The 24,371-nt window shown below is 61.2% G+C and carries 22 protein-coding genes and 1 pseudogene; 9 read left to right on the forward strand and 14 right to left on the reverse strand.

Annotated features, from left to right (window positions below):
- Nucleotides 1–65: 65 nt before the first annotated feature.
- The 3 genes from WNY80_RS17970 to WNY80_RS17980 are packed head-to-tail and all read left to right on the forward strand — an operon-like array spanning nucleotide 66 to nucleotide 3,780.
- A complete protein-coding gene (locus tag WNY80_RS17970) occupies nucleotides 66–1,883 on the forward strand; it encodes a monovalent cation:proton antiporter-2 (CPA2) family protein (RefSeq protein WP_342888790.1) in 1,818 nt (605 codons plus the stop codon).
- A gap of 26 nt (nucleotides 1,884–1,909) precedes the next feature.
- Nucleotides 1,910–2,326, forward strand: a complete 417-nt coding sequence (locus tag WNY80_RS17975) for a VOC family protein (protein WP_342888791.1) — start codon at nucleotides 1,910–1,912, stop codon at nucleotides 2,324–2,326.
- A complete protein-coding gene (locus WNY80_RS17980; protein WP_342888792.1) occupies nucleotides 2,323–3,780 on the forward strand; it encodes an MATE family efflux transporter in 1,458 nt (485 codons plus the stop codon). Before WNY80_RS17975 ends, WNY80_RS17980 begins: the two co-directional genes overlap by 4 nt.
- 2 nt (nucleotides 3,781–3,782) lie before the next feature.
- Here WNY80_RS17980 and WNY80_RS17985 read toward each other — a convergent pair whose 3' ends face one another.
- The 3 genes and pseudogenes from WNY80_RS17985 to WNY80_RS17995 form a co-directional block, all read right to left on the reverse strand.
- Nucleotides 3,783–4,658, reverse strand: a complete 876-nt coding sequence (locus tag WNY80_RS17985) for a patatin-like phospholipase family protein (RefSeq protein WP_342888793.1) — start codon at nucleotides 4,656–4,658, stop codon at nucleotides 3,783–3,785.
- Between the two features lie 64 nt (nucleotides 4,659–4,722).
- Nucleotides 4,723–5,271 (reverse strand): annotated as a pseudogene (rsmD, locus tag WNY80_RS17990) (16S rRNA (guanine(966)-N(2))-methyltransferase RsmD); the annotation flags it as partial.
- Nucleotides 5,252–6,766 carry a pseudouridine synthase gene (locus WNY80_RS17995; protein WP_342888794.1) on the reverse strand — a complete coding sequence of 505 codons (1,515 nt, stop codon included), beginning with the start codon at nucleotides 6,764–6,766 and terminating at the stop codon, nucleotides 5,252–5,254. The pseudogene rsmD and the gene WNY80_RS17995, both read right to left, overlap by 20 nt.
- Before the next feature lie 201 nt (nucleotides 6,767–6,967).
- Between WNY80_RS17995 and WNY80_RS18000 the strand changes: the two genes are divergently transcribed.
- Nucleotides 6,968–7,414 (forward strand): nucleoside deaminase, encoded by a 447-nt coding sequence (locus tag WNY80_RS18000; protein WP_342888795.1) that lies wholly within the window; start codon nucleotides 6,968–6,970, stop codon nucleotides 7,412–7,414.
- Nucleotides 7,415–7,482: 68 nt separating this feature from the next.
- Here WNY80_RS18000 and WNY80_RS18005 read toward each other — a convergent pair whose 3' ends face one another.
- The 6 genes from WNY80_RS18005 to WNY80_RS18030 all read right to left on the reverse strand — a co-directional run bounded on the left by WNY80_RS18005 (nucleotide 7,483) and on the right by WNY80_RS18030 (nucleotide 14,861).
- Nucleotides 7,483–8,142, reverse strand: coding sequence for a hypothetical protein (locus WNY80_RS18005; protein ID WP_342888796.1), 660 nt, complete (start codon nucleotides 8,140–8,142; stop codon nucleotides 7,483–7,485).
- A 181-nt stretch (nucleotides 8,143–8,323) separates the two neighbouring features.
- The gene (ileS, locus tag WNY80_RS18010; RefSeq protein WP_342888797.1) at nucleotides 8,324–11,254 is read right to left on the reverse strand and encodes an isoleucine--tRNA ligase; all 2,931 of its coding nucleotides are present in this window, start codon (nucleotides 11,252–11,254) and stop codon (nucleotides 8,324–8,326) included.
- A gap of 254 nt (nucleotides 11,255–11,508) precedes the next feature.
- The gene (locus tag WNY80_RS18015) at nucleotides 11,509–12,273 is read right to left on the reverse strand and encodes an SDR family NAD(P)-dependent oxidoreductase (RefSeq protein WP_342888798.1); all 765 of its coding nucleotides are present in this window, start codon (nucleotides 12,271–12,273) and stop codon (nucleotides 11,509–11,511) included.
- Nucleotides 12,270–13,004, reverse strand: coding sequence for an SDR family oxidoreductase (locus WNY80_RS18020; RefSeq protein ID WP_342888799.1), 735 nt, complete (start codon nucleotides 13,002–13,004; stop codon nucleotides 12,270–12,272). The genes WNY80_RS18015 and WNY80_RS18020 overlap by 4 nt, the downstream gene beginning before the upstream one ends.
- On the reverse strand, nucleotides 13,001–13,990 hold the full coding sequence (locus tag WNY80_RS18025) for a bifunctional riboflavin kinase/FAD synthetase (RefSeq protein ID WP_342888800.1): 990 nt from the start codon (nucleotides 13,988–13,990) through the stop codon (nucleotides 13,001–13,003). Before WNY80_RS18025 ends, WNY80_RS18020 begins: the two co-directional genes overlap by 4 nt.
- Nucleotides 13,991–14,012: 22 nt before the next feature.
- Nucleotides 14,013–14,861 (reverse strand): TIGR01459 family HAD-type hydrolase, encoded by an 849-nt coding sequence (locus tag WNY80_RS18030; protein ID WP_342888801.1) that lies wholly within the window; start codon nucleotides 14,859–14,861, stop codon nucleotides 14,013–14,015.
- Nucleotides 14,862–15,106: 245 nt separating this feature from the next.
- On the opposite strand from WNY80_RS18030, the gene groES reads away from it, so the two are divergent.
- The 4 genes from groES (at nucleotide 15,107) to WNY80_RS18050 (ending at nucleotide 18,503) form a co-directional block, all read left to right on the forward strand.
- Nucleotides 15,107–15,403, forward strand: coding sequence for a co-chaperone GroES (gene groES, locus WNY80_RS18035; RefSeq protein WP_152009878.1), 297 nt, complete (start codon nucleotides 15,107–15,109; stop codon nucleotides 15,401–15,403).
- 69 nt (nucleotides 15,404–15,472) lie between these two features.
- Nucleotides 15,473–17,122 (forward strand): chaperonin GroEL, encoded by a 1,650-nt coding sequence (gene groL / locus WNY80_RS18040; protein WP_342888802.1) that lies wholly within the window; start codon nucleotides 15,473–15,475, stop codon nucleotides 17,120–17,122.
- A 416-nt stretch (nucleotides 17,123–17,538) separates the two neighbouring features.
- Complete coding sequence (locus tag WNY80_RS18045) at nucleotides 17,539–17,985, forward strand: hypothetical protein (protein WP_342888803.1); 447 nt, start codon at nucleotides 17,539–17,541, stop codon at nucleotides 17,983–17,985.
- Between the two features lie 134 nt (nucleotides 17,986–18,119).
- On the forward strand, nucleotides 18,120–18,503 hold the full coding sequence (locus WNY80_RS18050; protein ID WP_342888804.1) for a DoxX family protein: 384 nt from the start codon (nucleotides 18,120–18,122) through the stop codon (nucleotides 18,501–18,503).
- A gap of 96 nt (nucleotides 18,504–18,599) precedes the next feature.
- Here the strand turns inward: WNY80_RS18050 and WNY80_RS18055 are convergent, their stop codons facing one another.
- From WNY80_RS18055 to WNY80_RS18075, 5 genes are all read right to left on the reverse strand, one after another.
- On the reverse strand, nucleotides 18,600–18,902 hold the full coding sequence (locus WNY80_RS18055; protein ID WP_342888805.1) for a hypothetical protein: 303 nt from the start codon (nucleotides 18,900–18,902) through the stop codon (nucleotides 18,600–18,602).
- 416 nt (nucleotides 18,903–19,318) lie between these two features.
- Nucleotides 19,319–20,014, reverse strand: coding sequence for an ATP phosphoribosyltransferase (hisG, locus tag WNY80_RS18060; RefSeq protein WP_342888806.1), 696 nt, complete (start codon nucleotides 20,012–20,014; stop codon nucleotides 19,319–19,321).
- Nucleotides 20,011–21,132: an ATP phosphoribosyltransferase regulatory subunit gene (locus WNY80_RS18065; protein ID WP_342888807.1), complete on the reverse strand. Its 1,122-nt coding sequence runs from the start codon at nucleotides 21,130–21,132 to the stop codon at nucleotides 20,011–20,013. The genes hisG and WNY80_RS18065 overlap by 4 nt, the downstream gene beginning before the upstream one ends.
- Nucleotides 21,133–21,138: 6 nt before the next feature.
- Entirely contained in the window at nucleotides 21,139–22,728 is a 1,590-nt protein-coding gene (gene hisS / locus WNY80_RS18070) for a histidine--tRNA ligase (RefSeq protein ID WP_342888808.1), read from the reverse strand.
- A 145-nt stretch (nucleotides 22,729–22,873) separates the two neighbouring features.
- On the reverse strand, nucleotides 22,874–23,311 hold the full coding sequence (locus WNY80_RS18075; protein ID WP_342888809.1) for a BA14K family protein: 438 nt from the start codon (nucleotides 23,309–23,311) through the stop codon (nucleotides 22,874–22,876).
- Nucleotides 23,312–23,504: 193 nt separating this feature from the next.
- On the opposite strand from WNY80_RS18075, the gene WNY80_RS18080 reads away from it, so the two are divergent.
- Complete coding sequence (locus WNY80_RS18080; RefSeq protein ID WP_342888810.1) at nucleotides 23,505–24,371, forward strand: DMT family transporter; 867 nt, start codon at nucleotides 23,505–23,507, stop codon at nucleotides 24,369–24,371.

The following is a 24,371-nucleotide window of genomic DNA, read 5'->3' on the forward strand; positions in this document are numbered from 1 at the left end:
CGACCGTCAAGCATCAAGCCCAACATGGTCCAAGCCGGCCTTTAAACGACAAAGGAACGTTCTGAATGGCTGGAGAAGAAGCCAATCTCTACACCCAGGGACTCGTGTTGCTGTGCGGAGCGGTCGTCGCGGCTCCGCTGTTCAAGAAAATCGGGCTGGGTACGGTTCTCGGCTATCTTGCTGCAGGCATCGTGATCGGACCGCTGTTGCGGATCATCAGCGATGGGGAAGAAATCCTGCATTTTGCCGAGCTCGGCGTGGTGTTGCTGCTGTTTATCATCGGACTTGAGCTGAAGCCATCGCGGCTGTGGCAATTGCGGCGCGACATTTTCGGGCTTGGCTTGGCGCAGGTCGTGGTCTCGGCCCTGGCGATCGTCGGTGTGGCCGTGGCGCTTGGCGGACAACCGTGGACGGCGGCCATCGTGATCGGTTTCGGACTGGCGCTGTCATCGACAGCTTTCGGCCTTCAGATTCTGGACGAACGAAGCGATCTCAACACCCGGTACGGACAACAGTCGTTTTCAATCCTGCTGTTTCAGGACATCGCGATCGTGCCGATCCTGGCCCTGATTCCGCTGGTTGCTCCGGCAACGAGCGATGGCGGCGGGTCGATCTTCACCGATATTGCCATCACCGTCGGAGCGATCGCGGCCCTGCTGGTTGCCGGCCGGTATCTGCTTGATCCGCTTTTCCAGCTGATTGCGGGGACCGGCGCCAAGGAAGCGATGATCGCGGCAGCCCTGTTTGTCGTGCTGGCGTCCGGTTCGCTGATGCAGTTTGCCGGCCTATCGATGGCGCTTGGCGCCTTCATCGCTGGCGTGATGCTGGCCGATTCGTCCTACCGGCATGAACTCGAGGCCGATATCGAGCCCTTCCGCGGCATCCTGCTGGGGCTGTTCTTCATGGCGGTCGGGCTTTCGCTCGATCTCGCGGTTATCAAGGACAATATCGTATTCATCCTGATTGCCGTGCCGGTGCTGATGAGCATCAAGGGGCTGGTGATATACGGCGTATGCCGGGCCTTCGGGTCCACGCACAACAACAGTGTCCAGATCGCAGGGCTGTTGCCCCAGGGCGGCGAATTCGGCTTCGTCATTTTCAGCGCGGCTGCGGCTGCAGGTGTCTTTTCACAATCGACATCCTCGCTGCTGGTGGCGATCGTCACCATTTCGATGGCCCTGACACCGCTGGCCGCGTGGCTTGCCAACCTGCTTATGCAGGAGGCCACCGACGAGCAGATGGACGAGGATTTCGCCGGTGCCGGCTCCGATGTGCTGATGATCGGGTTTTCGCGCTTTGGCCAGATCGCGTCGCAGATCCTGCTCGCGGGCGGTTCTGACGTGACCATCATCGACCAATCGGCAGACCGTATCCGCTCGGCCTCGAAGTTCGGTTTCAGGATCTATTTTGGTGACGGCACCCGCAAGGATGTGCTCATGGCAGCAGGCATCGAACGGGCAAAGATCGTAGCCGTGTGCACCCACAAGCAGGAAATCACCGACAAGATTGTCGACATGATCCAGGCCGATTTTCCGACTGCGCGGATTTTTGCCCGCGCCTATGACCGGACCCACACCTTGTCGTTGCGCGCCCGCGGCGTAGATTACGAGACACGGGAGACTTTCGAATCCGGAATGCTTTTCGGCCGCAAGACACTCGAAGCGCTCGGAACCTCGGAAGATCAGGCCACCGCCATCAGTCAGGATGTGCGTCACCGCGACGAGGAGCGGCTGGCAATCCAGGCCGTGGAAGGCCTTCTGGCGGGACGGGAAAAACTACACACGCGACCGGTCTCGCCGGAACCGCTGATCAAGCCGAAGCGCGAGTCCGAGCGTCTGGACAAACCGCTCAAAGACGATATCACCGTGTCCGATCCTGCGTGACAGCCAGTTTGAAAGAAAGAGACAGCATGACGCCCTTCCATCTCGCCTTCCCGATCAGAGATATCGAAGAGACACGCCGGTTTTACGGCGAAGTGCTCGGCTGCCCGATGGGCCGCTTCACCGACAGCTGGATCGATTTCGATCTTTTCGGCCACCAGATGTCAGGCCATGTCCGGGCCGATGCCGGCACCGGCGCCGCTTCGGGCACGGTTGACGGGCATTCGGTGCCCATCCCCCACTTCGGCGCGGTCCTCGAGATGAAGGACTGGAAAGACCTTGCGGCCAGGCTTGAAGCGGCAGACGGGATCGACTGGATCATGAAGCCGACGGTGCGGTTTGAAGGTCAGCCGGGCGAGCAGGCAACATTGTTCCTGCGGGACCCCTCCGGCAACGCGCTTGAATTCAAGGGCTTTGCCGACCTTGGCCAGGTGTTCGCCTCGTGACCACCGAAAAGCCGGCGGCAGCCGGCGGGCAAACCGGTGGGCGCACGGAGCAGGCGAAGTTCGTCACCGGTTCGACCATGCGGCATGTCGTGGTCATGACGGCCACCGGCTCCATCGGGCTTGTGGCCGTTTTCATCGTTGATGCACTCAACCTGTTCTACATCTCGCTTCTGGGCCAGCAGGAACTGGCGGCGGCGATCGGTTATGCCGGGACGTTGCTGTTCTTCAGCACCTCCATCGCCATCGGCCTGTCGATTGCGGCGACCGCGCTGACGGCGCGCGCACTTGGACGCGGCAACCGGGCCGAGGCCCGCGAGATCGCCGGTGCCTCGATCGTCTACATGATCATCATCATGACCAGTACGGTGGCGCTTGCCTATCCGTTCCTGGCAAAGTTCGTGCTGATGATGGGCGCGAAAGGGGAAACCGCGAAACTGGCAACGGAATTCATGCAGATCGTTCTGCCCTCGTTGCCAATCTTGGGGATCGGAATGTGCCTGTCGGCGCTGCTGCGCGCCGTTGGTGATGCCAAGCGGGCGATGTATGTAACGCTGGGGGCCGGCGGGCTGACCGCGGTGCTTGATCCGGTGTTTATCTTCGGCTTCGACCTCGGCATCCACGGCGCTGCCATCGCCACCGTGATTTCGCGCTTTGCGCTGGTCGGCATCGGCCTGTATTCGCTGCTGCGCGTGCACAATCTTGTCGCCATGCCTTCGGCAACGATCATCAGGCGCGAATTCCGTCCGTTCCTGGCAATCGGGCTGCCTGCCCTGATGACCCAGATCGCCACTCCGGTGGGCAATACCTTCGTGACAACGACCATGGCGGAGCATGGTGATGCCGCGGTTGCCGGATGGGCAGTGGTCGGACGGCTGATCCCCGTGGCCTTTGGCGCATTGTTCGCGCTGTCGGGCGCCGTCGGACCGATACTCGGCCAGAATTACGGCGCCAAACGCTATGACCGGCTGATCTCGACGATGCGCGACAGCCTTGTCTTCATATCGATCTACACACTGGTCACCTGGGCGGTGCTGGCGCTGTTTCGCAACCAGATTGCCGACCTGTTCGGCACAACCGGCGAGGCACGTGATGTCATCGTCTTCTTCTGCCTGTTTGTCGCCGGCAGCTTCGTGTTCAACGGCATGCTGTTCGTGGCCAATGCCGCATTCAACAACCTGGGCTATGCGCTGTATTCGACCGTCTTCAACTGGAGCCGTTCGACGCTTGGCGTGATCCCGTTCGTCTGGTTCGGCTCGCTCTGGTACGGCGCCCAAGGGGCGCTGGCCGGCTATGGGCTGGGCGCGGTGGTGTTTGGCCTCGGCTCGATCATCGTCTGTTTCCGGGTTATCGCGAAAATCGAAGACCGGGACGGCGGTGGCGCTGACGAGATTGTCGTTCGCGCACCGCCGGCAGGACAGTCGGCCTTTACCAGCGGCAAGGCATCGACGCTGTAGGCTTATTTGAAAAATGCGAAGGCAGCGTCGAGATCCTGCTTGAGCTGCTCGGTGACACCCTTGGATTCGGCAAGGATTTCCTTGGCCTTGAGGAAATCGAGAACCCGGAACTGGTGCACTTCCGGCCGGAGCAGAATCTGCGGCGGGTGCGCCCGACGCTTCATTTCAATGATGGACTGCATCATCAGCTGGCTTGCTCCGAACATCATGTCGACGGTTGTCGGCGCCTGTCCCGGGATACCCGAAGGCAAGCCCACGACATCGACACCGATGACGATGTCGGCGAGCCCGGAGAGCTGATCGAACGGCACCGGGTTGAAAATACCGCCGTCAATCATGACCGTGCCGTCTATTACCACCGGCCTGAACACCGCCGGGATCGCTGCGGATGCGGCAATTGCCGGGCGCAGCTCACCCTTGGTGCAGACCACTTCGCAGTGCCCGTAATAGTCGGTGACCATGATCTTGGCGGGGATGAGCAGGTCTTCGAAATTTCGTGCCACGGTATCGGGCAGGAAGGCATCCAGGATCCGCTCGACATTGAACTGGCCAAGGCGCAACCCGCCTTCCATGGCATCCTTGACGCCGCGCGGGCGAGCCTGCCACATGCGGCTGAAGGCTTTTGTGGGCTTTCCGATGGTTTCCAGTGTGTAGGCGCGGATTTCCTCGCCCGACATTCCCGAGGCCATGGCTGCGCCCATGATGGCACCGATCGAGGATCCGGCGATCGCCACGGGCCTTATGCCCATCGCATCGAGGGTTTCGATGACATGGATGTGGGCAATCCCGCGGGCGCCACCGCCGCCAAAGGCGACCGCGACCGTCGGTTCGGATGAACGCACGGGCAGACCGGGATCAGCTTTGCTTGTCTCACTCATTGCCAAAACTGCTTTCCATCGACGGATGCGCCGGCTCTGCATCATCAGGCAAGGCCGTTTCATCATATCGGAAGAACCGCATTACCGTGTCACCGAATGCGCGGCTGTCAAGAAGCTCAAAGCCCTGTCCCGGATCCGGATCGGCGGAAGCCTCCTCTTCGAGCACAACAAGGGCTCCATGCGCGATCCAGCCGCCCCGTGCCGCGGAGACCAGCGCCCTTTCGCCCAGGCCCTTGCCATAGGGCGGATCGGCGAAGACCAGGTCAAAAGGCCCCACAGTGCCGGACGCGCCGAGCTTGCAGGCGTCACGGCGAAAGATACGGGTTCGGCCCTGCAACCCGAGGGTCTCGATGTTCTTCTGGATCAGCCCGCGTCCCTCGACGCCGGTTTCGACGAACAAGGCCGTACGGCAGCCGCGTGACAGCGCCTCGATTCCCACGGCACCGGTGCCGGCAAATAGATCAAGCACACGCGTCCCGGCAAGCGCTTCGGGGTAGGCATGGCTCAGGATGTTGAACAGGCTTTCACGGCTCCGGTCGGTTGTCGGCCGGATGGCTTGTGATTTCGGTGCGGCCAGCCCTCTGCCGCGAAATTCACCGCCGACGATCCGCACCAGGTCCACGTCCCTTGCCGGAGGCCGGCTTGCCGCCCCGGTTGTCTGATGATGGCCGTCCGGCGCCCGAAGGCTTGCCAGGTCCCTTTGGCGGACCGTCGAATGTCTTGGCGCCAGCTGATCTGCCAGATGGCTTCACACCCGGCTTGCCGCCTGGTTTCTTGGCATCGCGGGCCGGACGGGCTTCGTCAGCCTCTCTTGGCGGACGAGGTTTGGCACGTCCCTTTGGAAAGCTGCCACGGCGGGTGTCGGCGCGCTCATCGGCGCGGCCCGGCTTGCGTGCGGGACGCTCGCCGCCGCGTTCGGCATCGTCCTTCTTGTTTTCATTGACCGGGCGGGCACCCGGCGCCATCCAGACATTGGTGGCGCGGCTGCGCTGCACGAAGCTGCGCTTGGCAGGCTTGCCGCCGGGCTCCTCGTTCCGGCCTCCCGATGGCCGTTCGCTTCTGGGCGCGCCAAAAGGCTTGCGCTCACCCCGATCACGGTCGGGGCCGCGATCACGATCCTTGCCGAACGGCTTTGCATCGCGGTCCGGTCGGCCGGGTTTGGTGTCCAGCCGGGCGCGGGCGCGTTCGGTCTTTTCCGAGCTCGAGATCCATTCGCGCTGGGCCGACTTCGCGGCAGGCTTGGGTTTGGCTTCCGGTTTCGGCGGAGCGACATGCTCGCTCAGCGGCGCATCGAAGTTGGCGCCGGATTCCTCGATCATGCGCTCACCGAGCTGCTCGCGCAGGGTCCGGCTCTTGATCTCGACAACCTCGCCTTCACGGATGTCGCCAAGCTGGAAAGGCCCGAACGAAATACGGATCAGGCGGTTCACATCAAGGCCGAGTGCACCGAGCACGTTCTTGATCTCGCGGTTCTTGCCTTCGCGCAAGCCCATCGTGATCCAGACATTGTGGCCCTGCTTGCGGTCAAGCGTGGCTTCGATGGCGCCGTAGAGCACGCCTTCGACGGCTATGCCGTCCTTGAGTTCATCAAGTCTTGCCTGATCGATATCGCCATAGGCGCGGACGCGGTAGCGCCGCAGCCAGCCGGTCTGGGGCAGTTCCAGCGTCCGGGCAAGACCACCATCATTGGTCAAAAGCAACAGGCCCTCGGTGTTGATATCCAGCCGGCCAACGGTCATGACGCGCGGCAGATGCTTGGGCAACCTGTCGAAAACGGTCTGGCGGCCCTCGGGGTCCTTGTTGGTCGTCACCAACCCGGCAGGCTTGTGATAGACCCAGAGCCGGGTGCGCTCGATGCCACCGATTTCCTCGCCATCGACCTCGATGCGGTCGGAAAGCGACACCACGATCGCAGGTGACTCCAGCGTCTTGCCGTTGACCTTGATCCGGCCTTCGGCAACCATGCGCTCGACATCGCGGCGCGATGCAACACCGGCGCGCGCCAGGATCTTGGCGATGCGTCCGCTTTCGACAGCGCTGTCTGCTGTTTCAGATGTTGCCTTGTCTGACTTCGGTTTGCCGCGTTTGGGCTTGTCTTGTTCTGTCATTTGTAGTTTGCCTGCCTCTACAGCGCATTCCGCGTTTCTTCTGGGATCGTGCGGGCACTGTAACATGTTTGGTTTGGCGATACGTCGTTCGACAGATCAGTTCTGTTGTCATGGGGTATGGCCGCTTGGATCGCTGTCTATCAGGTTGGACGTGCCGGGTTAAGGGGTTTCATGCATGGTCTTGTTGCGACGGGACGTTTGATGATCAGCAATGGATATATGGATCTGGCGCTCGAAGAGGCGCGGGCAGCGGCGGAGCGTGGCGAAGTCCCGGTCGGCGCCGTGATCGTGCGCGACGGCGTTGTGCTGGCGCGCGCCGGCAACCGCACCCGCGAATTCAACGACGTGACGGCGCATGCCGAGATCCTCGCAATCAGGCAAGCTGCGGAAAAGCTCGGTAGCGAACGGCTGACCGATGCCGATCTCTACGTCACGCTGGAACCCTGCACGATGTGCGCGGCGGCAATTTCGTTTGCCCGGTTAAGACGGCTCTACTTCGGGGCGGAAGATGAAAAAGGCGGGGCGGTGACAAGCGGCGTGCGGTTTTTCAACCAGCCCACATGCCACCACGGTCCGGAAATCTATCCCGACATTGCCTCCGGCGACGCCATGCAGCTTTTGAAAGGCTTCTTCCGCGATCGCCGCTGAATGCCCGATCAGGCAGGAATGCTCTGGCTACCGGTCAGAGCGTTCGGCTGAATACGGATTGCCGCAGCTTACCAGGGCCACCATTTTTTCTTGCCGGTGTCCGCCTTTGCCGCCTCTTCCTTCCAACGCTTCTCTTTCGCGCGTTCGGATTCGCCGAGTTCACCCACAGGTGCGGTCTCGGCCGGCTGGCGGTAGGTCAGTGGCGGATCGGACAGGAACCGGCGGCGGTCGGAATAGGCGCCAGACTGGACCTTCCGCGCTTGCTGATAGGCCCTACGCTGCTCCGCCGCACCGGTGACAGGTGGCGCTGCTTCAGCCGCACGGACCGACAAGCGTGGCCCTGACGGGCGTTTGGTCTTTTCCGGCGTGGCCAAGGGAGAGCTGAACGCCGTATTGCCCTCATTGGCATCGGCTGCAGCCAGAAGCCGCGCGCGGGTTTCTTCTGGCGATTCCACCCATGCCGGGTTGTTTTCGGCAACGTTCTGCTGTGGCGCAGGAAGATCCGCAGTTTCTGACGGCTTAACGATTGCCGGGCGCGGCTTGTATTCGATATCGGTGCCCTTGTTGGCAGAGCCGACCGATACGATGTTGCCGAGGTCGTCTATCAATTGCGCGGTGGATGTCTTGTCGGTGCCATAGGTCGGGCCCAGGCACCCTGACAATGTCAGGCTTGCGGCAATGAGTGCGCCTATTGTCACGCCGGCGCGATACTCGATCTTCATTGTCATGCACAGGATCCCGTCTCAGACAGTCGCTTGGAATTCATACTGCTTGTCGCCGCACAATCCGGCCATTTTCAGGCAGGGTTTTACCGGATTGGGACAGCAAGGGCAATTGACCCCGCGAAAATTGCCCTTGAACCGGATTCAAAGGCAGACGAACCCCGGACAACCGGGGTCCGTCGAATTATCACAACTGTCCCAGCGCCTTAAGTTCGTGCAGGGCAGCCGCGTCGCGGGCCGAAACATCGGGGAACTCCGGATCGGAGCCGACATCGTCGGTGATCCGCCAGGAGCGGGCGCATTTCGTCCCTTCGGCAAGGGCGGGAACAACAGCAACCGCGCTGATATCATCGATGCGGAAGGCGTCAGCCGGCCCCTCGCCGGTTTCGATGCGCACACCTGAGGTGATGCAGATCTCGGCAAAATCGCTCTCGCCTACAGCTTCGACAAGCGCTGAGTCGGTGATGTAGACCACCGGTGCCGCCTCCAGCGACGAACCGATGCGCTTTTCACGCCGCTCGATTTCCAGAGCGCCGGTGACAACACGGCGCACGGTGCGGATCTTCTTCCACTTGGCGGCAAGCGCATCATCGCGCCAGGTGCCGGGAACGTCGGGGAACTGCTCGAGATGAACAGATTCGGCGCCTGGCTTGTGGGAAAGCCAGGCCTCTTCCATGGTGAAAGGCAGCATGGGCGCGAGCCAGGTGACCAGACAATCGAAGATGGTGCGAATGACCTGCAGCGAGGCCTGGCGGCGCTGGCTCGACGGCGCGTCGCAATAAAGCGCATCCTTGCGGATATCGAAGTAGAAGGCCGAGAGCTCGATATTGGCGAAATCGGTCAGCGCCCGGGAAATGCGCTTGAAATCAAAATTGTCATATCCCGTCCGCACCAACTGATCGAGTTCGTTGAGCCGGTGCAGCATGAGCCGCTCGAGTTCCGGCATCTCGGATGGATCGATGGTTTCGCCTTTGTCGTGCGCCAGCGTGCCCAGCATCCAGCGGATGGTGTTGCGGAGCTTGCGGTAGGCATCGATGTTGGTCTTGATCACGGTCTTGCCGAGCCGCTGGTCTTCCCAGTAGTCGGTGTTCATCACCCACAGGCGCAGGATATCGGCGCCCGATTCCTTCATGATGTCCTGCGGGAACACCTGGTTGTTGAGTGATTTCGACATCTTGCGGCCGTCTTCGGCCATGGTGAAGCCATGGGTGATGACCGCATCATAGGGCGCGCGGCCACGGGTGGCGCAGCTTTCGAGCAGCGAGGAGTGGAACCAGCCACGATGCTGGTCGGAGCCTTCGAGATAGACATCGGCCGGCCACTTGAGATCGGGGCGGTCTTCCAGCGTGAAGACGTGGGTGCAGCCCGAATCGAACCAGACATCGAGAATGTCGGTGACCTGCAGCCATTTCGGGTCGCTGGCGAGATCGCCGAGGAAGCGTTCGCGCGCGCCTTCGGCAAACCACGCATCCGCACCTTCGGCCTCGAAGGCCTCGAGGATGCGGGCGTTGACCGCCTCGTCCATCAGCACATTGCCATCGGCATCGGCGAAGACGCAGATCGGCACGCCCCAGGCGCGCTGACGTGACAAAACCCAGTCCGGCCGGTCCTCGATCATGCCACGCAGGCGGTTCTGCCCGGCAGCCGGCACGAAGCGGGTGTCCCCGATGGCCTTGAGGGCACGCGAGCGCAGCGTCGTGCCGTCGCCAAAGTCCTTGTCCATGTGGACAAACCACTGCGGCGTGTTGCGGAAGATGATCGGCTTTTTCGAGCGCCAGGAATGCGGATAGTCATGCTTGAGACGGCCGCGGGCGAAGAGATTGCCGGCATTGATCAGCGCGGTGATCACCGACTGGTTGGCGTCGCCCTTCTTGCCCTTGTCATCGATCACGCGCGCCGGTCCGCCTTCACGGTCGGGCCCGAGACCGGGAACATCCTTGGTGTAAAAACCGGCGTCGTCGACGGTGAACGGAATTTTCGACGAGATACCGCGCGCCTCGATGTCCCGCGCCGCGTCCATCCAGGCTTCAAAGTCTTCGCGACCATGGCCAGGCGCGGTATGGACAAAGCCGGTACCGGCGTCATCGGTGACGTGGTCGCCAGCAATCAGCGGCACGGCGAAGTCGTAACCGCCGGCAAGGCCCTTGAGCGGGTGGGCGCAAACCATACCTTCAAGATCGCCCGGCTTCACATCGGAAAGCCGCTTGAACTCGAGCTTGGCCTTGGCGAAACATTCTTCAGCCAAAGCGTCGGCGAAAATCAGCTTTTCGCCGGGCTGCGGGCCGAAATCGTTTTCTGCAGCCGTGACTTCGTACAGGCCATAGGCGATACGGGGCGAGTACGAGACAGCCCGGTTGCCCGGAATGGTCCAGGGCGTGGTGGTCCAGATAACGACGAAGGCATCGGCCAATTCGCTGGCGCCATCCACAACCGGAAACTTCACCCAGATGGTGTCGCTCTCGACCTGCTGGTACTCGACTTCGGCTTCCGCCAATGCCGTCCGCTCGACCACCGACCACATGATCGGCTTGGAACCACGGTAGAGCTGACCGGATTTGGCGATCTTCAACAGCTCGCCGGCGATGCGGGCTTCGGATTTGAAATCCATGGTCTTGTAGGGCTTGTCGAAATCGCCCTCGATGCCGAGACGCTTGAATTCTTCCGACTGGACATCAACCCAGTGCTGCGCCCAGTTACGGCATTCCTTGCGGAATTCGATCATCGCAGCCGGATCTTTCAGATCAGGCTTTTCCTTGCCCTTGGAGCGGTAATTTTCTTCCTCGATCTTCCATTCGATCGGCAGGCCGTGGCAGTCCCAGCCTGGAACATAGTTGGAATCAAAGCCGCGCATCTGGAACGAGCGGGTGATCACGTCTTTCAGGATCTTGTTGAGCGCATGGCCGATGTGGATGTTGCCGTTGGCGTAGGGCGGGCCGTCATGCAGCACATATTTGGGGCGCCCGGCAGAGGTTGACCGCAGCTTGTCGTAAAGCCGCATTTCCTGCCAGCGAGCCACCAGTTCGGGTTCCATCTTGGGAAGGCCGCCGCGCATCGGGAATTCGGTTTCAGGCAGGTAGAGCGTCTTGGAGTAGTCGAACTTGTCGTTGGTGTCGGTCATGGTGTCGCAATCTTCTGGGCCGATGGCCCGTGGTAGACATTGTAGCGGAGAATTCGGAAGCGGCGCGAAGTGCACGCCAAGTTGCCCGGTCTCCTGCGAGCCTCGCTCAGCGGGAAACCGGGACCATAATTCGTATCGGCGGAGAGCCTGTGATCGGGACAGCCGTGGTCATGGGTCGGGTTCATAATGGTTTTTATGGCGCGTGAAAAGAAGATTGCGCACAGCAATCCCCTCGCCTTCCAATTCTCTGCCCGCTAGGGCTTGAGCCGAACATAAATCAGCCGCCGCATCATTGCCGTTACCGGTTTCGGAAACAGCCTGCCGATCCATGCCGCGAACCGGTTGGCAGCGCCGGGAATCGAGTTCTTTTTGCCCGCACGCGCATCAGCGATGATCAGGCTTGCCGCCAGGTCCGGATCCATGCGCTTGCTGGCGTCAGCGCCTTCGGGCGCATGCTGCTCGGCGTGATCGGTTTTCAAAGGACCGGGAAAGGCGACCGTCAGGCTCACGCCCCTGGATTTGGCATATTGGCGCATGCTTTTGGCGTAGATCGCCAGTGCATCTTTCGAAGCCGCATAGCTGGCCGCGCCCGGATAGCCGGTGAAATGCGACAATGAGGAAACAAAGACCATTGCCCCGCCGCGCCTGACCGCTTTCGCTTCAAGCAGCCCGGCGGCGATCACCATCGGGGCTTCGGCATTGACGCGCAGCACATCGATATGGGCCTGCGCATCAAGCCGCTCGAATTGTCCGGTGGCATTGATTCCGGCGTTGAGGAACACCAGGGAATAAGGTCCCGCCGCGATCAGCTCGGGCAGGACATCGTCGAGTTCTGTCCGGCTTGCAAGATCGCAGCGAATGAACTGCACGGGTGTCTTGCCGGTCCACGGGCGGTCCCGGTCCAGCACGACAACCTCGTAGCGGTGTGCCTGCAGCCAGCTTACTGCAGCGGCGCCAAGGCCGGCGCTGCCGCCGGTGACGAGAGCACGTTTGGGGGCGCGTTTGGGGGCGCTGGTCACAACCGCCTCCCCGTGTAGGCGCCACCGTTGAGATACCGGACCCAGGACAGCGTGACCGGCGAACGGCGAGCGGCGATTGCCGATGCCATCATCGAGGCCACATCATCGGGCGCCAGGAAAATCGCCCGCATGCGGCCGGGGTCGTATCCGGCCTTGTCATGAAGACCGGTTTTGGCCGGGCCGGGATGCAGAACCTGAACCGAAACCTGCCCACTCCATTCGGAGCGGAGCGCGCGGGCCAATCCGTGCAGGCCGGCCTTCGATGCAGCGTAGGCGGGGATGGTCGCGGAGCCCTTGTGCGCGACAGAACCGATGAGGCTGAGTGTTCCGCGGGATTTTTTCAGCAGCGGAAACAGCGCTTGCGCCTGCATCATGACGGCCAGCAGGTTCACGTCGAGCGTCTGGCGGATTGCGTCCGTGCTGTCGACGCCATCGGCGGCTGCAAAGCCAACACCGGCATTGAGAACGGCATTGTCGAGACTGTCCCAGCCGAAATCGCCAATCCCCCTGACAAGCGCCTGCGCCGACATTTCCGGGTCGCCCTGATCGGCGACAACATAGCCTGCGCCGGGCGGCAATGTGCCGGCGACCTCGCGCTGCGATTTGCGGCCGGACAGCAGCAAGGAGTGGCGGCGGGCGAGCTTCTTGGCGAGCGCCAAACCCAGGCCTGCGTTTCCGCCGGTTATCAATATGCGGCGCGACTTGGCGCCGATCCTGCCTGAGCCGATCATCCTGCAGGCCCGAAAGTCATGGCCGCGTCCAGTGGTGACAGCGGCTGCAGCGAACCAAGCGCAGCGCGCGCCTCGGCTTCGTCCATCTTCATCTGCGCCACCAATTCATCAAGACCATCGAATTTTTCCTCACCGCGCAGCCTGGAGACGAACGAGACCGTACAGGTCTCGCCATAAAGATCGCCGGAAAAATCGAACAGGAACGTTTCAAGCAGCAATGCGGCGCCGTCCTCGGCGACAGTCGGGCGACGGCCAAAGCTCGCCACCCCGTCATGGATTTTTCCATCCGCGCGGCGGAAGCGAACCGCGTAGATGCCGGGTTCGAGCCCCGTTTCGGGAGGCAACGCCATGTTGGCGGTCGGGTAGCCCAATGTTCGTCCGAGCTTCTTGCCGTGCAGCACCTTAGCCGAAACCGCATAGCGGTAGCCAAGCAATCCGTTTGCCTCGGCTATATCGCCTTTTGCCAGCGCTTCGCGGATGCGGCTCGAGGAGACGACCTCGGCATTCTCATCCTGGTACTGTTCGACAAGCGTGACACCGAAACCATGCCTTACGCTAGCCTTCATCAGGAAATCGGGATTGCCCTCGCGGCCCTTGCCGAAGTGAAAATCGTAGCCCGTGACGACATGATGCACGCCAAGCCGTCCGCAGAGGATTCCGGTGACGAAATCTTCCGCGCTTTGCGACGAGAACGCCTTGTCAAAGGGTTGCTCGACGATGGCGTCAAAGCCCAACTGTCCCAGGATCATTGCCTTCATCGGGGCTGGCGTCAGGCGAAAGACCGGCTGATCGGGGCGGAAAACCGTGCGCGGGTGCGGCTCGAAGCTCAGCACACTGGAGGAAACTCCGGCCGCCTCGGATATTTCGGTGGCACGGGCCAGAACAGCCTGATGGCCGCGGTGAACACCGTCAAAATTGCCGATGGCGACAACGCCGCCCTTGAGTTCGTTCGCGAAGCTCCCGGCATCCTGAAATCGCTGCGCCATTTCTGTCGTTATCCCGGTTTTCTCAGGCAAGCCATTCCATCCAGTAGGCTGGGGCCACGCCTTCAGCATCGAGGAAAGCCTGCAGCCGGGCCTCGTCGGTTGCCCGTCCGTTGAGATAGTGATTGGCGTGAATTCCGCGTGCTATGAAGACGGCTTCAAGACCATTGTCCAAAGCACCGCGGATATCGGTGTGCACGCCATCGCCTATCGCCAGCGCTCGCGCCGGATCCGCGCTGCCGCGGATGGCCTTGGCACGCGCCATGGCCTCGCGATAGATCGGCGCATGCGGCTTGCCGGCAATCCTGGTCTCTCCGCCGAGTTCGACATAGAGATCCGCCAGCGCCCCTGCGCAGGGCACAAGCCGGTCGCCGCGCTCGACCATGCGGTCGGGGTTGGCACATATGAAAGGCAGCTCGCGCGACTTGAAGCTCTCCAGCATGCTCCGATAATCTTCGGCCTGCTCGGTCTCGTCATCGAACAGGCCAGTGCACAGCACGGCCCTGGCGGTATCCGGGCCGACTAGCTCGACATCCAGTCCGTCGACCAGCGCGTTGTCGCGCTCCGGGCCGAGAAAATAGATCTGTTTGGGAGCTTCCATGACCAGTTGCCGGGTCACATCGCCGGAGGTGACAATGTCATCCCAACTGTCGGGATCAACACCGATGGTGTCGAACTGGCGGATCACGCCCGCGGCGGGCCGCGGCGAATTGGTGATGAGAATGACGGTCTGGCCACGTTGCCGCGCCGCCTTCAGAGCTTCCACAGACAATGGAAAGGGGTTGACGCCATTATGGATGACGCCCCATACATCGCACAACAAGATGTCGGCGCTGCCTGTCAGTTGATCGAGATCGGTAATCCTGCGGGCCATGGGCGAACGGTTCCTTTCGGCACAACGATGTCGCCCAGCTTGCCGCTGATTACAAGACCCCGCCGGAAAAATGGCCGCCGGGCGCAAACATCCAGCCTGAATGACCGCCAATATCTTGACTCTTGATCGTCGCACCCCTATCTCGGCGTCGTTAGCACTCCACCAGAGAGAGTGCTAACATCAGCTCCATGAGGCCCATTCGGGGTGCTCAGCCGCTTCTGTCATTCGATCAAGGAATTTAGACAATGGCAAAAACCAAGTTCCGTCCGCTCCACGACCGCGTTGTCGTTCGTCGTGTCGAGTCCGAAGAAAAAACCAAAGGCGGGATCATCATTCCGGACACCGCCAAGGAAAAGCCGCAGGAAGGCGAAATCATCGCCGTCGGCTCCGGCAACCGCGACGAAGCCGGCAAGCTTGTGGCGCTCGACGTCAAGGCTGGCGACCGCGTTCTGTTCGGCAAATGGTCCGGCACCGAAATCAAGCTTGATGGCGAAGACCTTCTGATCATGAAGGAAAGCGACATCATGGGCGTCCTCGGCTGAGCCGAACCCTGCTTGAACAAATCCAATCTGCCTCAACACGATGGGCCAAAGGCCCGGGAGTTAAGTTAAATGGCTGCTAAAGAAGTTAAATTCGGTCGTACCGCCCGCGAGAAAATGCTCCGCGGCGTCGACATCCTCGCCGATGCGGTGAAGGTGACGCTGGGCCCCAAGGGCCGTAACGTCATCATCGACAAGTCCTTCGGCGCTCCGCGCATCACCAAGGACGGCGTGACCGTTGCCAAGGAAATCGAACTCGAAGACAAGTTCGAAAACATGGGCGCACAGATGGTGCGTGAAGTTGCGTCGAAGACCAACGACATCGCCGGCGACGGCACCACCACCGCAACCGTTCTGGCCCAGTCGATCGTCCGCGAAGGCGGCAAGGCTGTTGCTGCCGGCATGAACCCGATGGACCTGAAGCGCGGCATCGATCTGGCCGTGACCGAAGTCATCGCCAACCTTCAGAAGAAGGCCAAGAAGATCAAGACCTCGGCTGAAGTCGAACAGGTCGGCACGATCTCCGCCAACGGCGAAACGCAGATCGGCAAGGACATTGCCGAAGCCATGCAGAAGGTCGGCAACGAGGGTGTCATCACCGTCGAAGAAGCCAAGACCGCTGAAAGCGAACTGGAAGTCGTCGAAGGCATGCAGTTCGACCGCGGCTACCTGTCGCCTTACTTCGTGACCAACCCCGACAAGATGGTTGCCGATCTCGAAGACGTCTACATTCTTCTTCATGAGAAGAAGCTCTCGAACCTGCAGGCCATGCTGCCTGTGCTCGAAGCTGTCGTGCAGACTTCCAAGCCGCTGCTCATCATCTCGGAAGACGTTGAAGGCGAAGCCCTTGCAACGCTGGTCGTCAACAAGCTGCGTGGCGGCCTGAAGATTGCTGCCGTCAAGGCTCCTGGCTTCGGCGATCGCCGCAAGGCAATGCTCGAAGACATCGCAATCCTGACCGGCGGCCAGGTGATTTCCGAAGACATCGGCATCAAGCTTGAAAACGTGACCCTGGAAATGCTGGGCCGCGCCAAGAAGGTTTCGATCACCAAGGAAACCACCACCATCGTTGATGGCGCTGGCAAGAAGAAGGAGATCGAAGGCCGGATCACACAGATCAAGGCTCAGATCGAAGAAACTTCTTCCGACTACGATCGCGAAAAGCTGCAGGAACGCCTGGCCAAGCTGGCTGGTGGCGTTGCCATCATCCGCGTCGGCGGTGCAACCGAAACGGAAGTCAAGGAACGCAAGGACCGCGTCGACGACGCGCTCAACGCTACCCGCGCTGCCGTCCAGGAAGGCATCGTTGCAGGCGGCGGTACCGCACTGCTGCGCGCTTCCGTTGCAATCACCGTCAAGGGTGCCAACTCCGACCAGGAAGCAGGCATCAACATCATCCGTCGTGCCCTGCAGGCTCCTTGCCGCCAGATCGCCGACAATGCCGGTGATGAAGCTTCGATCGTTGTGGGCAAGATCCTCGACCAGAAGAGCGACACCTACGGCTACAACGCCCAGACCGGTGAATATGGCGACATGATCACCATGGGTATTGTTGACCCGGTCAAGGTTGTCCGTACTGCCCTTCAGGACGCGGCATCGATCGCCGGCCTGCTGATCACCACCGAAGCCATGATTGCAGAACTTCCGAAGAAGGAAGGCGCTGCTGCCGGTGGCGGCATGCCTGACATGGGCGGAATGGGCGGAATGGGCGGCATGATGTAATAAGGCCCCGGCCTTATTATTGACAGCCAGCGCACTCTGCGTGGGTTTGGAAAAGGGCGGTCTCCGGACCGCCCTTTTTGCTGATTTGACCGGCCCGTTTGACCGAAACCAAATTTCAATTTGGCGGTTGTTGCAAAATGTGTCATTCGTAGATTAGTATCGGCTCGCGAATTAGTTGATAATCAACCGTAAAATTGGCCAAACGGGCATGGCGTTTTGTTTGTAGAGCGCTCTGCCCTGAACTTTCATCAACCCCTGCCGGTGGCGAAGACTGATCAGCGGATACTTCCGCACCATAGAAGTGCTCAGATCAGAGACTGTTTCGTTTCACCCAAAAGGGGCCTGTGTCATGCTTATCCCGGACAATCAGGGTAAAAGCACACGCAGGAATTCATCGGGTACTACCGAGGTCGACATTGTTCAAAATTGCTAGGGCAGACAGTATTTCGGGATTTGGCGCGCAGACGCAGGGATTTGGCGCACCTGATCTCGACGTTATTTCCCACTACTGTCGTATTGAGGCATTCGAAGCCAATCTCGCGACGGGTGCATTTCAACTCGGGCCTGCAGCACGATACCATCACCAACTCCCCGAACAGGGTGAGTTCGGCCTTTACAATCTGGTCAAGTGTTACGACGAAGAGTATCGCAATCATGTGCTGGAGCTTTACGAGCTGGCAGCGATGCGGCCGTCCTCGTTTTGCTTCTCCACCACCATCGTTCAAGACGACGACAGCCAGGTGCCGGTCATGTGCATCGGCGAATCATCCAACTTCTCGGATGATGGTGACGGCGCGATCAATGGCGTGTTTGTTTTTCCAAAATTCAAGCTGCTCAATCAGACGCCTCTGCACACCCAATAACGGCAATCCGGGCGGCGACCGCAGCTTCCTGCCGACACTGAATGATTGTGAACAATATGTTCATCATTGTTCAGCTTTTCGCGCGTGAACAATACATATAGGGCTCTCTCCAGTTTGAAAAACAGGAGAAACCAATGTCAAACAATTTGCAGCTTCTCATCGGCCGCGTGCTGCTGAGCATCATCTTCATCATGGCCGGCTTCGGCAAGCTTACCAGCGTCGCAGGCACAGCGGGCTACATGGCCAGCATGGGCATCCCGATGCCTGCCGTTACCGTCTGGCTGGTGATTGCAGTCGAACTTCTCGGCGGCCTCGCCATTCTGTTCGGCTTCTTCACCCGCTACGCCGCCTGGGCACTGGCTGCCTTCTGCGTGGCATCGGGCTATCTCGCCCACTTCCAGCCTGAAGACCAGATGCAGATGACAAGCTTCATGAAGAACATCGCCATCGCAGGCGGTTTTCTGGCCCTGGCAGCAGCCGGCGCAGGCAGTTTCTCCATCGACGCACGCCGCAAGTAATCCATCGAAACCGGTCACCCCGGTAATGAGCCCGGCGCTTTAAGCGCCGGGTTTTTCCTTGGGGTCACACCACAAGCTCGACCCGGGTCCTGCACATCAGGCAGGCAACCCTCCATGCGAGCTGCGGCCCACCAGCCTGGCGACACCCCAGATGGACACAACGGTGAACGCAACGATCACCGTCAGCTTGATGCTGCGCGATGGAAAATAGGCCTCCCCGCCAAGCACCATCATCAACAGGCCCATGGTGAGGCCGGTTGCGATGAGAACCGCCAGCATTGCCGGCAGGAATTCACCGCGCAAAACCGGCGAAGCCGGATTGTGCGCAGAAATCCGGGCCAGAATGGCGAGCAAAAGCATCGATGAGAGAAACACGACTGATCCCATGGTGAATTCCATGACAAACCCCACAATCCGAAATCATCCCTGTGCCTGCGAAGAGGCTGACCGGTGAAGAAGCGGCTTTGTGGTCGGCGGAGCCATTCCGCCCGGGGCCGGCTGAACCAATGCCCAAGGGCGTGAAGGACGCGTGCAGGCCGGGTCTTTCCCGGATCACTCAACTCTGCCTCAAAGCTGCGGAAACACAAGTGGGGCAGAGCGCCTGCCTGAAAATAAAGTTTGCCGGCCTGTCGTCAGCGGTGATCCGCTCGCAAGCCCCCGGCGTAAGCGCTGAAGTGAGCCGCAGATCATCGCCCCCGATCCGATTGCTGCGGCGACACCGTCTACCGGGATTCCGCCCTCCCCTCGACACGGCCGCCTCTTCAAGGGGCGGCCTTTCTTTTGTGTGATGTCGGTCAAGGCCCGGCCGATCCGGATCAGGTGACCGCCCGAACCGCCTCGATGATGGCCGCTACACGCGGATCATTGTCATGCGAGGACATGCGGGCGCGGACCAGGCACGCCTCGGATTTCAGGATCACGCCATCGGACAGGATCCTGAGATGATTGGCCGTCAGGGTCGAGCCGGTCGAGGTGATGTCGACGATGATGTCGGCAGCGCCGGATGCCGGTGCGCCTTCGGTGGCGCCAAGGCTCTCGACGATCCGGTAAAGCTGGATGCCGTGGCGGGTGGAGAAGAAATTTTGCGTCAGCCGCCAGTACTTGGTGGCGATGGTCAGCCGCCGGCCATGACGGCTGCGGAAATCCGCGGCGACGTCGCCGAGATCGGCCATGCTGTCGACATCCTTCCAGATGTCCGGCACGGCGACCACCACATCGGCATTGCCGAAGCCGAGCCGGGCGGTGATTTCCACCCGTTCGTCGGCGCGCGGCAGGCTTTCGCGCACCAGATCCTCGCCGGTGACGCCGAAATCCACCGCACCAGCGCCCAGTTCCCGGGCAATCTCTGAAGCCGAGAGGAACGCCACCTCGACATCGTCGATACCGTCAATGCGGCCACGGTAGCTGCGGTCGTTGCCGATGGCGGAGACGGTCAGTCCGGCACGGGCGAAGACGGCAATGGCGTCATCCTTCATGCGGCCCTTGGAGGGCAGTGCAACTGTCAATGTCATTTGCCTGCCCTCACGCTTTCAATCCGGTCGAGCCACAGCGAGAAGCCCACGGCGGGGATTGGCTCCTGTGCGCCAAGCAGTTCCATCAAGCGGTCATAGCGGCCGCCACCGGCAAGAACCAGATTGTGATCGCCTGCGGAAATCTCGAAAACGAGACCGGTGTAGTAATCAAGCGGACGGCCAAAGGCGGCACGCCAGCGAATGGCGCCCAGATCCTCGCCGCGCGCCTCAAGCGCATTGAGCCGGGCTTCGAACGCCCGCTGCGCAACGCTGATTTCAAGACCGGCATCGCGTGCAAATTCCGCCAGCGCCGATGCAGCGCGATCAAGCGGCACATCCAGCGCCAGAAATGCCTTGAGCGCGTCGAGCGATGCAGGCGACAGCCGGGTTGCGTCGAGCGCCTGCTTGCCCATCAGACGGGCGGCGATCTCGGCGGGCGAGCGGCTGGCGTGGCTGGAATAGCCGGTTTCCTGCATCACCCGTTCGATATGCGCCTCAAGGCCTTCAACATCGCCCTTCGCAAGAAACCCGGCAACCGAGGCATCGGGCTGGGCGGAACTGTCGGGATTGGCCAGACGGGCGATCATCGCATCAAGCGCCTGCCCGTTGCCAAAGGCATGGATCAGGCGTTTCTGCCAGCCGGACGGCAGACCGAGACCCGCGACAACAGCCTCGAAGACCGACTGGTCGCCGAGAATGGTCGAGAGTTCGACGCCGGGCACGAACTGCGTGACCAGCGCCCTTGCTTCCGAAATCGCGCGGGCATCGGCGCCGGCTTCATCGGGTTCACCGAGATCCTCGACACCGGCCTGGAAGAACTCGTTTCCGCCCTCGCGGCGCTGGCGGAACACCTGGCCGAGATAGCCGTAGCGGCGCGGAGTGGCAACGGTTTCGGCGATATGGGCGCTACACACCGGAATGGTGAATTCGGGCCTGAGGCAGAGGCTTTCGCCGGTCTCGCTCTCGGTGAGAAAGATGCGGCGGCGCAAATCCTCACCAGCCATATCAAGGAACGGTTCGGCCGGCTGGATCACCGGGATATCGACGCGAACGCCGCCGAGCGCATCGAGCGCACGGGCAAGGTCAGCGGCGAAGACAGGCAGACCGGCTTGGGGCATGGTCTCTCAGCCCTCTTTGTTGGCGGCATCGATGGCCGCGTCGGACGCCTGTTCGGCCAGAACGCGCTTGACGGTGATGACCAGATCGGCCTCGTCGACCAGATGCTCGCCAGCCTTGGCTTCGCGCCATTCAGCGTTGTCGGTGATGGTTTCGGCGATGCGCTTGCCCTCGATCAGGTCCTTGACGATGACATGGCCCGCTTCCTTCTCGTTGCCACCCTGGATGATGGCGATAGGAGAGCCGCGGCGGTCGGCATAGCGCAACTGCTTGGGGAAATCCTTGGGGTTGCCCTGGAACAGCTCGACCGGAATGGTGGGGCCGAGCGGCTGGTTGTTCTCATCCACCGGGTTGAGCGCGGTGCGCAGTTCCTGCGCCATCTTGGCGTAATCGCCGATGCGGTCGCGATCCATGATGGTGACGAGGACCGGGCCGTTGGCGGCTTCGCCCGAGAGCTTGCCGAGGTTTTTCAGCGCCGTCATCAGGCGCGAGACGCCGATGGAAAAGCCGGTGGCAGGCACCGGCTGGCCCATGAAGCGCGAGACCAGTCCATCGTAGCGGCCACCACCGCCGACGGAACCGAACTGAACGATCTGGCCCTTCTCGTTGGGAATGCCGCCAAGGAGCTCGGCTTCGTAGACCGGGCCGGTGTAATATTCGAGGCCACGGACGACGGAGGGATCGATTAGAATTCTGTCTGAATCATAACCGCTCGCTCTAACGGTTTCGCTGATTTTTCCGAGTTCAGCAAAACCGTCTTGAAGGAGAGTGGATTTGTCTGCTGTGCTTTCCAGAAAATCAGCGACTTTCTCACCCATAGCCGCTCCTCTCGGAATCGAGACAAACCGGATAATTGTTTCGATTTGCCATGATCCAAGCCCCGCCCCCGGAGTAAAGTCCCCCTCGCCTTCCTTGCCACCATCCCAGCGACCAGGTCCAAGCAAGAGCTTCACGCCTTCGGTGCCGAACTTGTCGAGCTTGTCGATGGCGCGAAGCACGGTGAGGCGCTTGCCGGCGTTCTCTTCGCCGCCAAGACCGATGGCTTCCATCACCCCGTCGAGCACCTTGCGGTTGTTGACGCGGATCACGTAGTCACCGCGCGGGATGCCGAGCGCTTCCATGGTGTCGGCCATCATCATGCACATTTCCGCATCGGCCTGGACGCCGGGGGCACCTACAATGTCGGCGTCGAACTGCATGAACTGGCGGAAGCGGCCGGGACCGGGCTTTTCGTTGCGGAACACCCAGCCGGCGCGATAGGTGCGGTAGGGCAGCTGGATGTCGTTGAAATTCTCGGCGACATGACGGGCCAGAGGTGCGGTCAGGTCATAGCGCAGCGACAGCCATTGATCGTCGTCATCCTGAAACGAGAACACGCCCTCATTGGGCCGGTCCTGGTCGGGAAGGAACTTGCCCAGCGCATCGGTGTATTCGATAAAAGGCGTTTCCACCGGCTCGAATCCGAAGCGCTCGTAGACGGTCCTGATCTTGGCCATCATCTCGTCGGTGGCGCGGATATCGGCGGACGAGCGGTCAGGAAAACCGCGCGCCAGGCGCGCCTTGAGTTTCTGGGGCTTCTTTTGCTTCTTGTCGGACATGGAAAAGGGCCTGCGAAAGGAGAAACATCTTGTTGCGCTTCTCCTAACCGACAGGCCCTTTAGCTGCAAGGCTTGGGTGGCGGAACGAAGGGAGACCGATGGCCAGACCTTCCACTCATCCAGGCTTCAAAGCGACCGGTTTGGCTCAATAGTAAGGCGAGCGGCATTCGCGGCGCGGCCCGTGATAGGGCTGGAACGTATTGTCGCGCTCACGATAGGAGCGATACTTGTTGTGGCACCAGCGAATATGCTGCGGGTTGGTGTAGCCCGGCCGGACATGCGAGCCGCGGCGATGGCCGTCGCCGATGATCACGCCGAAGGAAAAGGCGGCTGGCGGAAACCAGAAGCCGTTGTAATGGCGATAACCCGGACGCCTGTGACGCGAGCCGCGATGGCCGTTGTAGAATCCGCGATCCTTGTGGCGGTGGAAACCGCGCTTGCGGTGGTCGATGCGAACGACATCGGACTGCCCGGCGGCCTGCACAGCCGGTTTCGGAACCATCAGCGGCGCGGAGGAAACCGGCCCCATGACCGAAAGACAGAGTGATGCCGACAGGAGTGTCTTGATGATTGGGTTCAACATGTCGTGGTCCTCTCAGTAACTGTTCAAAGTCCCTTCAGACAATTAACGCCATAACGCCGGCCATGGTTCCACGCAACGGTGCTCGCGAATCTGTGAGCGCCCGAGACCGATCAGACCGTCGACATTTGCCGCTGGACCGGCGATAGATCGAAACCTCGTCGCGCTACTCTTCCCCCTTGAGAGATATCCGGTTTTGCCCCTTTTCCTTCTCACCTGCCTGACAATGATCGCGTTTGCCGCCAACTCGGTGCTGGGGCGGATGGCGACCGGGCCGGGCGAGATGCCGTTGATCGATCCGGCGAGTTACTCGGCGGTGCGACTGATAAGCGGCGCCGTCATGCTGGCGCTCCTGGTCGCCGTCACAGGCAGCGGCGCAGGCCGTTCGCCGCGTCTGCAATCCGGTTCATGGTCTTCGGCTTTCGCGCTGTTTGCCTATGCGGTGGCGTTTTCCTACGCCTATGTGGCGCTCGATACCGGCATTGGCGCCCTGATCCTGTTTGCCTCGGTGCAGGCAACGATGATCGGCTGGAGCCTGAAGGAAGGCGACCGTCCCTCCCCGCTTGAATGGCTGGGGCTGATCGTCGCCTTCGGTGCGTTCATCTGGCTGGTTTCGCCGGGGCTGTCGGCGCCTGATCCGATGGCCGCGGCCATGATGGCGGTGTCGGGCATTGCCTGGGGTGCCTATTCGCTGCGCGGCCGCGGGCTGCCGGATCCGCTGAAGGCGACGGCCGACAATTTCATGCGTTCGGCGGCCTTTGTCATCCCGCTCGGCGGTGTGGTGATGATTGCCCAGCCGGTGCATGCCAGTTTCAACGGCCTCATGCTGGCGATTGCTTCCGGCGCTGTGACCTCGGGGCTCGGCTATGCGCTGTGGTACCGGGTGTTGAGAAAGATCGGGGCAACGCAGGGCGCCATCGTGCAACTGACCGTGCCGGTGATCGCCGCAGTCGGCGGCACCCTGTTTCTGGCCGAAGGCTGGACGCTCCGGCTTGCGGTTTCCTCGCTGCTGATCCTCGGTGGCGTGGCATTGGCGACCATCGCCAAGCAGCGCCGGGTCTGA

The sequence above is a fragment of the Hoeflea sp. AS16 genome (assembly GCF_038900095.1).
Taxonomy (GTDB): domain Bacteria; phylum Pseudomonadota; class Alphaproteobacteria; order Rhizobiales; family Rhizobiaceae; genus Hoeflea.